Origin of the sequence: Streptomyces sp. TM32 (genome assembly GCF_004122755.1) — a bacterium.
GTDB lineage: Bacteria > Actinomycetota > Actinomycetes > Streptomycetales > Streptomycetaceae > Streptomyces > Streptomyces sioyaensis.
Genome location: NZ_SDIG01000195.1, coordinates 1 through 11205, shown reverse-complemented (window position 1 = coordinate 11205; position 11205 = coordinate 1). Strand labels below are relative to the sequence as shown.

15 protein-coding genes and 1 tRNA gene are annotated in these 11205 nt (G+C 72.9%); 4 read left to right on the top strand and 12 right to left on the bottom strand.

Annotated features, from left to right (window positions below; genetic code table 11):
- Nucleotides 1-85: 85 nt before the first annotated feature.
- Nucleotides 86-379, bottom strand: coding sequence for a Dabb family protein (locus tag EST92_RS28110; protein WP_129283542.1), 294 nt, complete (start codon nucleotides 377-379; stop codon nucleotides 86-88).
- A gap of 138 nt (nucleotides 380-517) precedes the next feature.
- On the bottom strand, nucleotides 518-682 hold the full coding sequence (locus EST92_RS31725) for a hypothetical protein (RefSeq protein ID WP_174244156.1): 165 nt from the start codon (nucleotides 680-682) through the stop codon (nucleotides 518-520).
- Nucleotides 683-1393: 711 nt separating this feature from the next.
- Between EST92_RS31725 and EST92_RS28105 the strand changes: the two genes are divergently transcribed.
- Entirely contained in the window at nucleotides 1394-2173 is a 780-nt protein-coding gene (locus EST92_RS28105; RefSeq protein WP_129283541.1) for a DUF2127 domain-containing protein, read from the top strand.
- A gap of 27 nt (nucleotides 2174-2200) precedes the next feature.
- Complete coding sequence (locus tag EST92_RS28100) at nucleotides 2201-2677, top strand: hypothetical protein (protein WP_129283540.1); 477 nt, start codon at nucleotides 2201-2203, stop codon at nucleotides 2675-2677.
- A 92-nt stretch (nucleotides 2678-2769) separates the two neighbouring features.
- Here EST92_RS28100 and EST92_RS28095 read toward each other — a convergent pair whose 3' ends face one another.
- On the bottom strand, nucleotides 2770-3333 hold the full coding sequence (locus EST92_RS28095) for a TetR family transcriptional regulator (RefSeq protein ID WP_129283539.1): 564 nt from the start codon (nucleotides 3331-3333) through the stop codon (nucleotides 2770-2772).
- A gap of 94 nt (nucleotides 3334-3427) precedes the next feature.
- Here EST92_RS28095 and EST92_RS28090 point away from each other — a divergent pair, with 94 nt between their 5' ends.
- Entirely contained in the window at nucleotides 3428-4708 is a 1281-nt protein-coding gene (locus tag EST92_RS28090; protein ID WP_254069068.1) for an MFS transporter, read from the top strand.
- Between the two features lie 271 nt (nucleotides 4709-4979).
- Here EST92_RS28090 and EST92_RS28085 read toward each other — a convergent pair.
- The 4 genes from EST92_RS28085 to EST92_RS28070 all read right to left on the bottom strand — a co-directional run bounded on the left by EST92_RS28085 (nucleotide 4980) and on the right by EST92_RS28070 (nucleotide 6666).
- Nucleotides 4980-5066, bottom strand: a tRNA-Ser gene (locus tag EST92_RS28085).
- A gap of 79 nt (nucleotides 5067-5145) precedes the next feature.
- Nucleotides 5146-5646 (bottom strand): tRNA adenosine(34) deaminase TadA, encoded by a 501-nt coding sequence (gene tadA, locus EST92_RS28080; RefSeq protein ID WP_129283538.1) that lies wholly within the window; start codon nucleotides 5644-5646, stop codon nucleotides 5146-5148.
- A 68-nt stretch (nucleotides 5647-5714) separates the two neighbouring features.
- Nucleotides 5715-6278 carry a hypothetical protein gene (locus EST92_RS28075; protein ID WP_254069066.1) on the bottom strand — a complete coding sequence of 188 codons (564 nt, stop codon included), beginning with the start codon at nucleotides 6276-6278 and terminating at the stop codon, nucleotides 5715-5717.
- 169 nt (nucleotides 6279-6447) lie between these two features.
- A complete protein-coding gene (locus tag EST92_RS28070) occupies nucleotides 6448-6666 on the bottom strand; it encodes a hypothetical protein (RefSeq protein ID WP_239013571.1) in 219 nt (72 codons plus the stop codon).
- A 175-nt stretch (nucleotides 6667-6841) separates the two neighbouring features.
- Here EST92_RS28070 and upp point away from each other — a divergent pair, with 175 nt between their 5' ends.
- On the top strand, nucleotides 6842-7477 hold the full coding sequence (gene upp, locus EST92_RS28065) for a uracil phosphoribosyltransferase (RefSeq protein ID WP_129283537.1): 636 nt from the start codon (nucleotides 6842-6844) through the stop codon (nucleotides 7475-7477).
- A gap of 84 nt (nucleotides 7478-7561) precedes the next feature.
- Here upp and EST92_RS28060 read toward each other — a convergent pair whose 3' ends face one another.
- The 5 genes from EST92_RS28060 to EST92_RS28040 all read right to left on the bottom strand — a co-directional run bounded on the left by EST92_RS28060 (nucleotide 7562) and on the right by EST92_RS28040 (nucleotide 10997).
- Nucleotides 7562-8209, bottom strand: coding sequence for a LytR C-terminal domain-containing protein (locus EST92_RS28060; protein WP_129283536.1), 648 nt, complete (start codon nucleotides 8207-8209; stop codon nucleotides 7562-7564).
- Between the two features lie 157 nt (nucleotides 8210-8366).
- The gene (locus EST92_RS28055) at nucleotides 8367-8663 is read right to left on the bottom strand and encodes a type II toxin-antitoxin system VapB family antitoxin (RefSeq protein WP_006604254.1); all 297 of its coding nucleotides are present in this window, start codon (nucleotides 8661-8663) and stop codon (nucleotides 8367-8369) included.
- A 182-nt stretch (nucleotides 8664-8845) separates the two neighbouring features.
- The gene (locus EST92_RS28050; RefSeq protein WP_129283535.1) at nucleotides 8846-9442 is read right to left on the bottom strand and encodes a DUF4232 domain-containing protein; all 597 of its coding nucleotides are present in this window, start codon (nucleotides 9440-9442) and stop codon (nucleotides 8846-8848) included.
- A gap of 158 nt (nucleotides 9443-9600) precedes the next feature.
- Nucleotides 9601-10299: a hypothetical protein gene (locus EST92_RS28045; RefSeq protein ID WP_129283534.1), complete on the bottom strand. Its 699-nt coding sequence runs from the start codon at nucleotides 10297-10299 to the stop codon at nucleotides 9601-9603.
- Nucleotides 10296-10997: a sigma-70 family RNA polymerase sigma factor gene (locus EST92_RS28040; RefSeq protein ID WP_129283533.1), complete on the bottom strand. Its 702-nt coding sequence runs from the start codon at nucleotides 10995-10997 to the stop codon at nucleotides 10296-10298. Before EST92_RS28040 ends, EST92_RS28045 begins: the two co-directional genes overlap by 4 nt.
- Between the last annotated feature and the right edge of the window lie 208 nt (nucleotides 10998-11205).

Sequence of the window (11205 nt, the reverse complement as noted above, 5' to 3'; positions counted from 1 at the left end):
GCGGTAGGGGCCCGGGGATACGGCGAAGCCCCCCGCCCGTGAGGGGCGAGGGGCTCGGTGGTGCCGGAGGCGGCGGTGCCGCGGCTCAGAATTCGTAGTCGGCGATCACCCAGGTGGCGAATTCACGCCACTGTGCGGCGGCGGCCTGGTGGGCCGGATGCTCCAGGTAGCGCGTCAGGGCGTCCGTGTCGGCCACGGCCGAGTTGATCGCGAAGTCGTGGGCGATCGGGCGGTCGGTGATGTTCCAGCCGCACTCCCAGAACGTCAGCTCCGGAATCTCGCCCTCCAGCGCCGCGAACGCCCGCGCACCGGCCTGGACGCGCTCCTCGTCGCGGGAGACGCCGTCATTGAGCTTGAACAGGACCAGGTGGCGGATCACAGCGGCCTCCGAGGGGGGCGGGGCGCAGCCGGACCGGGGCGGCCGGCTGGGTAGGGGCGGGCGCCGGCCGATCGCGGGTCGGCCCCTCGGGCGGCGCCGGCGCCGCCGGTCGGATCCGGCCCCTGGAGCGTGTCCGCTCTAGCTGATCAGCTGGGTCATGAACTCGCCCACGCCCTGAGCGGCGGACGAGATGCCCTCGAAGCCTATCTGGACCAGGTCGGCGGCCCGCTTGGGGGTGGTGATGATCGTGTACAGCACGAAGACGATGAGGATGTACAACGCGATCTTCTTGGCCTGCGCCATCAGCCCGACTCCCCTACGCAGTCCCTTGCGGCAGTGCCTGCAGTTCCCGTCTGCAGTCGGGCGAGTGTAACCACACGTGTTCGATCGCGGGAGCCGGGCCGGCGGGGCGGGCGCCGGTCCGGCCGCGCGATCCGACATCCGTCACTGATCTCTACTTTATGGACCAAAGACCCCCCAAAGGGGGCCCTTTGCCTGCCTGTTGAGGCGGCTCCCGGCGGCACCATGGGGAGCGTGGCCCGCTGGATCTGGCAGGAATTCAGGGGGCCGGGAGGGACCTCACTGCGGGGTCCACGCCGACCGTCCCCGGACGGCGGCGCGGACTTGGGGGTTCGTCCGCATCGGGGGGAGCGGTCGTCATTCGACGCCGCTTCCCCCGCCCGACCAAGCCCCGCCTCGGAGCCGCCCCCGGAGACCATCGGGGGCCCCTGGACACCGGCCCGAGGCGGGGCTCCGTCGTGCGTGCCCGGAGGCCGGCGGCGGTGTGCCGGACTCGTACGCGGCCGGTGTGACGTGCCCTTCTCCCGCGGCCGCAACCAAGACGAAGTGCCCCTGCGTCCTCCACCCCGTACGACTCGGATGTCCCCGGCGCTCCGCCTCGCCGGGTCCGGACGGGCCGGCATGCATCATGTACGCGACACAACGGAGCGCGGCAGCGCGTCGCGCTGCGGCGTGCGGCCGCGTGGGGACCAGAAAGGAACACGGGCTCCAACGATGAAGATCGACTGGGACCGGCGTACCTGCGCGCGCCGCGGGCACATCACCTACCTCCCGCAGGAGGAGCACCTCCGGGAGAGGCTGCACGCCGCCACCGCCCTCGGCGAGGCCTGGCGCTGTCTGCGCTGCGGCGATTTCGTCCTCGGCGACCCGCACGGCTCCGGTCCGGCCGCCGACGCCCCGCTGGTCCCGCGCGGCAAGGTCCTGCGTGATCTGTTCATCCTGCGGTTCCTGGCGGTCGAGCGGGCGGTGCGCGGGGTGTTCATCGTGCTGGCCGCGGTCGGCGTATGGCAGTTCAGCAACCAGAAGGACGCGGTCCGCCGGTTCGTCGACGAGTACATCGCGGTGCTCCGCCCGGTCGCCCGGCACTTCCACTACGACCTGGACCACTCGCCGGTCGTCGGCACCATCCAGAAGACCTTCGGCTACCAGCACTCCACCCTGCTGCTGGTGGCCGGGCTGCTGCTGGCCTACGCCCTGGTGGAGATCGTCGAGGGCGTCGGCCTGTGGCGCGCCAAGCGGTGGGCGGAGTATCTGACGGTGGTGGCGACGGCGGCCTTCCTGCCGCTGGAGATCTACGAGCTGACCGAGAAGGTCAGCTGGCTCAAGATCGCCACGCTGGTGATCAACATCCTCGCCGTGCTCTACATCGCGGTCACCAAGCGGCTGTTCGGGCTGCGCGGCGGCCGCGCGGCCTTCGAAGCGGAGCGGCACAGCGCCTCCTTGCTGGAGGTCGAGACCTCGGCCGGAGTACCTGCCGCCGCCCATAATGGCTGAACGCTCGATCCAAGGGGGAACCACACCATGTCCATGAACTCCGCACCGTCCCGGCCCGATTCGTCCCGCGCGACGGCCCGGCCCGCCACGCAGGAGCGGACCGCCCCGCGCATGCCGCGGCGGCGGCCGGCCGTCGTCCTGGCGCTGCTGGTCGGCCTGCTGGCCGCGGCCGTCGCCCCGGCAGCGGCGGCGGGTCGCGGCGCGCCGGACACCGCCCGGGTGGTGACCACCGCGAGCGCCCCGGGCCACGACGCCTCGGTACGGGCCGCGGCCGTCCCCGCGCGGGCCGCCGCCGACCACCGGCACACCACGCAGCTCACGTCGGCCTTCAAAATCAAGAAGTCGAAGTGGAAGTCGAAGGCCAAGAAGAAGGGCGGCTTCTTCAAGAAGCTCGGCATCTTCCTGGTCGTGCTCTTCATCCTCTTCCTCGTCGTCGTGGCCCTGGTGATCTGGCTGATCGTGCGCTTCTTCCGCCGCGCGGGCCGCAACCGGCGCAACGGCTAGCGCCGAGAGGCCAGGGTCGGTAAGGCCGCTCCCGCTCCCGTCCCCGGCCCCATGCCCGTGAACAGCCCGTCAGCTCGCTCTCTGCGACTGCCTCATTCCTCGTTCCCTGACTGGATCGCCCGGACCGCCCCACCGATGGCCTCCCGCAGACGGTCGAGGTCGCACTCCTCGCCGAGCACCATGCGCCGCAGCTGAGGCATGCCGGCGCTCCAGCTGGCCAGGGCGAGGGCGAAGAACACCTGGGCCCGGGCGCTGTCGCGGGGGGCGCCGCCGGCCTGTGCGGCGTGGATCTTGTCGCCGTAGTGCCGGGTGCGCTCCTCTTCCCCGGGTACGGGGCCGTCGCCGACCTCCAGCGCCTCCCACATCACCAGGCGCAGGGTCTCAGGGTGTTTCCGGTGGTGGTCGAAGAGACGCTCGGCGTAGGCGGGCAGATCCTCGGAGGGCGGGACGGCCTGGGCGAGGTCGGCCAGGGCCCGTTCCAGGACGACGCCGAACAGCTTGTTCTTGTCGCCGAAGTAGTCGTAGATCGCGCGTTTGTTGGCGCTGGCGGAAGCGGCGATGCGGTCCACACGGGCACCCGAGACGCCGTGTGCGGCGAACTCCTCGGTTGCCGCCACGAGGATGCGTTCCCTGGTCGCTGCGGAGTCGTAGGGCATGGGCGCAGTGTAAACGAACCAGTTGGTTTGAAATGCCCGGGGGTGTATGTCACCGTGGAAGCGAACCATCTAGTTCGTTCGATTGGAATGCCTCGTGTCCCGCACTGATCCATCCGCCTCGGCGGCCTCGCCGAGGCTGTCCCGCAACCTCCTTCTGATCATGGCGCTGGCCTGCGGTGTCGCCGTGGCCAACGCCTACTTTCCGCAGGCGATCACACCGCTGATCGCCCACGGCTTCCATATCGGCGAGGCCACGGCGGCCACCCTGGCCACCGTCACCCAGCTCGGCTACGCCGCCGGACTCTTCCTCCTCGTCCCGCTCGGCGACCGCCTGTCCCGCCGTCCGCTGATCACCGTGCTGCTGGGCGTGACCGCACTGGCCCTGGTCGGTGCCGGCCTCGCCCCGGCCACCGGCCCGCTGCTCGCCGCTGCGGTCGTCGTCGGCCTGGCCACCGTCGTCCCGCAGATCATGCTGCCGATGGCCGCCGGCATGGTCGCCCCCGAGCGGCAGGGCGCCGTCACCGGCACCCTCCAGGCCGGACTGGTCGGCGGCATCCTGCTGGCCCGCACCTTCGGCGGCGTGCTCGGCGAGCAACTGGGGTGGCGCGCCCCCTACCTGGTCGCCGCTGCCTTGACCGCGCTGCTGGCCCTGACCCTCGGCTGCGCCCTGCCGCGCAGTGCCCCGGCCGTGCGCACCCCCTACCCGACGCTGCTGATCGACACCCTCCGGCTGCTGCGCGGCGAGAGACAGCTTCGCCGTTCGGTCTACTTCCAGGTCACCCTCTTCGGCGCCTTCAGCGCGGCCTGGACCGCCGTCGCCCTGCTGATCACCGGCCCGCGCTACGGCATGGGCACCCAGGCCGTCGGCCTGCTCGCACTGATCGGCGCGGCCAGCGTGTTCCTGGCTCCCGCTGCCGGGCGCTCGGTCGACCGCTACGGCGCGGACCGCGTCAACCTGTGGTGCATCCTGCTCGGCCTCGCCTCCGGCGCTGTGCTGCTGACCGGCCTGATCGGCGGTGCGGCGGGCCTCGTCGGCCTCGGGGCCGGACTGCTGCTGCTCGACGTGGCCGTGCAGTGCGGACAGGTCGCCAACCAGGCCCGCATCTTCGCCCTGCGTCCCGAGATCCGCAGCCGCCTCAACACCGGCTACATGACGTGCGGTTTCCTCGGCGCCGGTGTCGGCTCCTGGCTCGGCACCCGCGCCTGTGCCCAGCTGGGCTGGGGAGCCGTGTGCGCCCTGATCGTCCTGGCTGCCCTCATCGCCGTCGCCGCCTGGCGGTACGGCCGCCGCGTCGTCCGCGGCCGTCCCGAGACTCCCGGCAACACGGTGCCGAACCATGACGTATCGCATGATGCCGGACTTGCGAGCCGATGACCCCGGGCCGCCGGCCGATGAGATCGCACGAGCTCGTCAGGGGCTCGCAAGAAGTGCGGAAGCGGCCGGAGACCAGCGGTCGTTGGGCATCGGCCCTCGTCCATGGGCGTTCCCGTAGCTCCGCCGTCCGGGCCATGGGCCCGAGGAGTACCAACCGGGTGGCCGGGGCCGAGGGGCCACGAACTCCCGGTAGCGGCCCCAGGGTTGGCCTTCGGCACGACGAAGAACCGCCCCTGACCTGTTTTCGCAGGTCAGGGGCGGTTCTTTCGAGCGGTAGCGGTGGGATTTGAACCCACGGAGGAGTTGCCCCCTCACGCGCTTTCGAGGCGCGCTCCTTCGGCCGCTCGGACACGCTACCGAGAGAGAGCTTAGCCCACGGGTGGCCGTGCGCCGAAATCGGATTCCGGGAAGGGGCCGCCGAGGGATCGCCGCGCTGGTCAGCGCTCGCGGAAGAAGGCGGTGAGCAGCTCCGCGCACTCGGCTTCGAGGACCCCGGTGACGACCTCGGGGCGATGGTTGAGACGACGGTCACGGACGACGTCCCACAGCGAGCCGGCCGCGCCCGCCTTGGCGTCGCGGGCGCCGTAGACGACCCGGTCGACGCGGGCGAGCACCAACGCACCCGCGCACATCGTGCACGGTTCGAGGGTGACGACGAGCGTGCAGTCGGTCAGCCGCCAGTTCCCGACGCTGTCGGCCGCCGCGCGCAGCGCGAGGACCTCGGCGTGGGCCGTCGGGTCGCCGGTGGCCTCGCGCGCGTTGTGGCCGGTGCCGAGGACCGTGCCGTCCGCGGACAGCACGACGGCGCCCACCGGGACATCGCCGGTCCCGGGAGCGCGGGCGGCCTCGTCCAGCGCCTGCCGCATCGGTGCGATCCACGGATCGCGCAGCGGGTCGGGCGCGGGGGAGGGAAGAGAGGCGGAAGGGGGGACGGTCATGCCCCCAGTGTCGGGGACGTGACCGGGGGCCGGGCCCGCCCCTGGGTGCGGGGGCCCGGCCGGGCCGTTCAGCGCACGGCTTCGAGGACCTCCGTGCAGCCCAGCGAGTCGGCGATGGTGCCCAGCGCGTCGCCGTCGAGGGCCAGCAGCTCCTGCTCGCTGACGCCCAGGTCGGCCAGCAGGGCGGCGTCGCCGAGCGGACCGCGCGGCGGGCCGTCCGTGCCGTTCACCGCCTCCAGGGTGTCGTCGTCCACGTTGTCGTCGGGGTCGGGTTCGCCGTCCTCCGTGCCGTCCAGGTCGAGGCTGTCGAGGTCGTCGGCCGCATCGTCCTCCTCGCGGCCGAGCAGCTCGTCGGTCAGCATTGCCCCGTACGAGCTTTTGGCGGCGGCGGCGGCGTTGGAGAGGAAGACCCGTGGGTCGTCCTCACCGTCCACCCGGATGACGCCGAACCAGGCGTCCTCCTGCTCGATGAAGGCCACCACCGTGTCGTCGTCGACCGCCGCCTCTCGGGCCAGATCGGCCAGATCGGTCAGCGTCTCCACATCGTCGAGCTCCGTATCGCTCGCTTCCCACCCGTCTTCGGTGCGCGCGAGCAGTGCGGCGAAGTACACCGTGACTCTCCCACTGGTCATAGGCGTGCCGGGCCGGGCGGGGCGGCGCTGCACGCCGTTGGTCCCGCCCCTTTCGGAATCGTGGCAGAAACATCGCCGTCGCGCGGGGTCTTCGGGGCTGCGTCGTGCGGAGGTTGTGAGAGATGTCGCTCACGTGCCGCAGCGCAGACGGGGGCGCGGGGGTGTTCCGCTACCAGCGGAATGTACGCATCCGCATGGCCTGGCGCATGCGTTCGGCCCGGGCGCGGCGTGGCTGGACGCGGTTGCGCAGCTCCTTGGCCTCGTGCAGTTCGCGCAGAAATTGGGCACGGCGCCGTCGGCGCGCCGCTTCCGTCCCGTCGTCCGGGGCCAGGTCCTGGCCGCCGGGGACGGCGTCGTTCGAGTCGTCGGTCCGATTGCGGTCGAGCACGCGCACACCACCTCGGGCGGAATCGTCGCCCTCCGGCAGAAGAGCCAATCGGGCGTACGTGCCCCCTTTCCCTCCTTTCGGTGGTTTGATGCCCGTCACGTGCGGCGGTTGCGCCGGTCGGCCGGGCACTGCAGGGCGGGCTCCGGGGCCTTCCGGCTCGGTTACTGTCGAGGGCATGCGGATCCACGTCGTCGACCACCCGCTGGTGGCGCACAAACTCACCACACTGCGCGACAAGCGCACCGACTCCCCTACTTTCCGGCGGCTCGCCGACGAGCTGGTCACCCTGCTCGCCTACGAGGCCACCCGTGATGTGCGCACCGAGCGGGTCGACATCGAGACCCCGGTGACGGCGACCACCGGTGTGCGGCTCTCGCACCCGCGTCCCCTGGTCGTACCGATCCTGCGGGCCGGTCTGGGCATGCTGGACGGCATGGTCCGGCTGCTGCCCACCGCCGAGGTCGGCTTCATGGGCATGGTCCGCAACGAGGAGACGTACGAGGCACAGACCTACGCCACGCGGATGCCCGACGATCTTTCGGGCCGTCAGGTGTACGTCGTCGACCCGATGCTCGCCACGGGCGGCACGCTGGTCGCGGCGATACGTGAGCTGATCGAGCGCGGTGCGGACGATGTCACCGCGATCTGCCTGCTGGCCGCGCCGGAGGGCGTGGAGGTCATGGAGAAGGAGCTGGCCGGCACGCCGGTGACCGTGGTCACCGCGGCGGTCGACGAGCGGCTCAACGAGGCCCGCTACATCGTGCCGGGCCTCGGCGACGCGGGCGACCGCATGTACGGCACGGCCGGCTGAGCCGACCGCGCGCTTCCCGCCTTTCTCACCCGCTCACTGTCCGGGCCCCGCATCACACGTGGTGCGGGGCCCGTCCGCGTACGGTCAGCACTTGGCGTCGGCCTTGGGGGCCGGGGACGGACGGCTCAGCAGGGCCAGGGACTTCGCGGCGTCCTTCTGGGCGGTCAGGGCGGTGAAGGCGTCGCCGATGATCAGGTCGAGGTCGGCGCCCTTGCGGGCGTCGGTCTTCCGCTGTGCGCCGGTGAGCTGGGTGGCGAGCACCTTCATCGGGCCGTCGGCCGCCGTCGCGGGGCCGAGCAGTATCCCGGCCCCCTTGACCTTCTTGTCGTAGGCGGCGGGGGCGTTGCCCACCTTGCCGATCTTGAAGCCGCGCTTTTCGAGCTCGTCGGCGGTGCGCTTGGCGAGCCCGGAGCGCGGGGTGGCGTTGAAGACATTGACGGTGAGGGTGCCGGGGGCGGGCAGCTTGCGGGCCGCGTTCCCGGCCTGGGCGGCCGCCGTCTTGGCGCTGTCGGGGCAGTGCCGCTCGCCCTGGGCGGCATGGGCGGTGTTGGACCGGCCGCCGAACACGTCGATGAGCTGCAGGGTGCCCCAGGTGGCCAGGCCGAGGGCGACGGCCGTGGCGACGATGGTGAGGGCGATCCGGCGACGGTGGCGGGGGCGGCGCATCCGCGGATACCTGTCGCCTGTGATGCGGTACTTACCGCCCATGCCCGGGGGCGTCAGCATGCTCATGGAGCGCAGCGTAGTGCGGGCGGTGGTCCGTGCCTACTAGATGATCAACGCGTGGCGCGAGACCCAACCCAAAAGGGTCAATTCGGACAGGGTGGGTTGGGTGCTGACGGGCGCTAAGAGGGGGTTTCGGCCTGTTGGGCGGGGTGGCCGCGGCGCGTCAGTCGAGTTCGAGCACGCGGGCGTGCAGCACCTGGCGCTGCTGCAGGGCCGCGCGTACCGCGCGGTGCAGCCCGTCCTCCAGATAGAGGTCGCCCTCCCACTTCACGACGTGCGCGAAGAGGTCGCCGTAGAACGTCGAGTCCTCGGCGAGCAGCGTTTCGAGATCGAGCTGCTGCTTGGTCGTCACCAACTGGTCGAGGCGTACCGGGCGCGGGGCGACGTCCGCCCACTGGCGGGTGCTTTCCCGGCCGTGGTCCGGGTACGGCCGACCGTTTCCGATGCGCTTGAAGATCACACGGAAAGCCTACCGGGCGAGCGGCATCGGGCGCAGCCACGCCGCAGCAGTGTAAAAGGATCATTGGTGGCAAATTTGGATCATTGGGGAGCGGCGGCCCGGAGGATATGGCCGGAAGTGACCCGAACGGCCTACGGCGTCACGCGGTGCGGCGGCTTCCGGACGCGCGCCGCGCCCGTAGGTCACCACTGGCAGGCGGCCGCCAGGCTCGGCTGCCAGTACGTGACCGTGGCGGTGCGCGTGTCGACGCGGACCGGGGGGCCGTCCAGGCCGACCTGGGTGGGCGCGGCGCGGGCGGCCAGGGCGACGCCGAACTGGGAGATGCGGTGGTGGCGGTGGCCGGTGTCGCCCCGTCCGCCGGCGCGGGTGACGACCGTGGCATAGGCGGTGGCGTCGGGCTTCAGGAAGACCGGGGTGAGCGGCCGGCTGGCACCGATCGCGGGGAGGGGGCGCCGGCCGTCACCGAACCGCAGCAGCGGGTAGCGCATGCTGGCGAAGTCGCAGGTCCGGTTGGAGATGTTGGTGACGGTCAGCAGCATCCGGCCGTCCCGTCGCGGCATCGGGCCGGCGTGGAACCGGAGCATGTCCGGGGCGCAGGCGGCCTGGCTGCCGGGGGCCGGGGGAAGATTCCGGCCGTCTCCCGAAGGGGGTGGCGAGACGGCGGTGACGGGACCGTCGGCCCGGCCGTCGTAGCCGCGGCAGGCCGTGGCCAGGGCCAGCGCGGCGGCGACGAGGAGACCTGCGACGACGACCCGGCTGAGGGTGGCGGTGAAGGGCATAGGGAGCTCCCCCGGGACGGTGGCGTGAACACGACCTTCGGCGCGGGTGCTGGCGATCCGCTAACGCGTGGCTAACGCGGGCCGGCCCCGGCGGGCCGCGGACTGTCGCGGTCCGGGAACGGGGCGGCGGCTGGATCGATGGAAGGGGCATCAATCTCTCAATGTACGGCCTGAGTTGAGGGGGATGCCCGGTGTGGCGCGGTACTGCTGCTCTCCGGGGTGGGGGAGGCCGACGGGGGCGCAGCGGTGCCGGTGCGGCCCTCGCCGGGCTGCGTGGTCGGCGGGGCCGAGGGGGAGCTCGAACGGGGCGGCCGCGTGGTGCCCGGGGGCACACCGGAGGGGCCGGTGCCGTGGCGCGGTCCTGCCGACGGCCCGCTCGGGGAGGGCGCGGGAGCGGAGCCGCTGTGCGTGGGCGACGGGGCGGGGCCGACGGGGCTCGGCGGCCTCGCGGGCAGCGGCCGGTCCGGCGGGCCCCCGGCGGCGGTCATCAGGTAGCCCACCGCGACGGCGGCGGCCGCGGCAGCCGCCGCCAGTGGCAGCCCGAACCGGCGCAGCCAGGGCCGCCGCGGGCCGGACAGCCGGCCGCGGCGCAGGTGCGGGCCGGGGGGCGCGGCCGGTTGCAGGTCCCGGACGCCGATGCTCTCGGCGCGGGCCGCGAGGGCCCGGCGCAGCCGGTCCTCCACGGGGCGGTGCGGGCCGGTGCCATCGGGGTCGGGGTCCGTGGCGCCGCCCGTGAAGCCGGGTCCGGGGCCGGGGCTCGTGCCGCCGCCCGTCCTGCCGGGGCGCATGCCGCCGGCGCCGCCGTCCTCGCCGGGTGGGCCTCCGGTGCGGCCGGCACCCGTGCCGGAGCCGTTCATGACCGCGCCTCCAAGATCTTCTCCAGCGAGTCCAGGGCGCGGCTGGCGAGGGACTTCACCGAGCCGCGGCTGATGCCCAGCGTCGTCGCGATCTGCGCCTCGGTCAGATCGCCCCAGTAGCGCAGGACGAGCACCTCCCGGCGGCGGGCGGTCAGCCCGCTCAGCGCGGCGAACACCTCCCGGTGCTCCTCGTCCAGCACGATGCGCTCCTCGGCGGACGGTGCATTTGCCTCGTACGGCGGGGTGTAGTCGCGCGCGGTGCGCCGCCGACGCAGCACCGAGCGGGCGGCGTTGACGACCGAGGTGCGCAGATAGGCGAGGGCGTTGTCGACCTCGCCGAGCTGTTCGCCGTGCCGTTTGTAGAGCGCGGCGAACGCGTCCTGGACGACGTCCTCCGCGGTGGCCCGGTCGTCCACGAGCAGCACGGCCAGCCGGACCATGTTCAGCCGGTGGGCGTGGTACAGCTCGCTGATCGTCGGCGGCGGGTCGGGCGGCGCGCCGGCCCCGCAGCCCGGCAACCGGGCGCTGCCGTCCGGCAGTTCGCCGTCCGCCGGATACCCGGCCGGGCGGCCGGGGCGCGGGGCTTCGCGGCGGGCCGGCGCCGGGCGGGCGGTGCGCAGCAGCCACCGCCACAGGGCAGGCCGGAGCCCCGGCACGGCGAGCCGTACCGGGGCCTGCGGACCGGCGGAGTACTCCATCGCTTCCTCGGGACGCAGCGGTCGGGGGCGGGGTTCAGCCGCGCCGCCGACGGACCGCGTAGACGGTGCCGCCGCCCGCGGCGATCAGGGCGGCGGCACTCCCGCCGAGCGTCATGGCGGCCGTGGACGAGGCCCCGGTGTGCGCGAGCTCCCGCTTGTCGCCGTGTCCCTTGGCGGGGGCGGAGGTGGTGGGTGTGCCGGGGTGGGC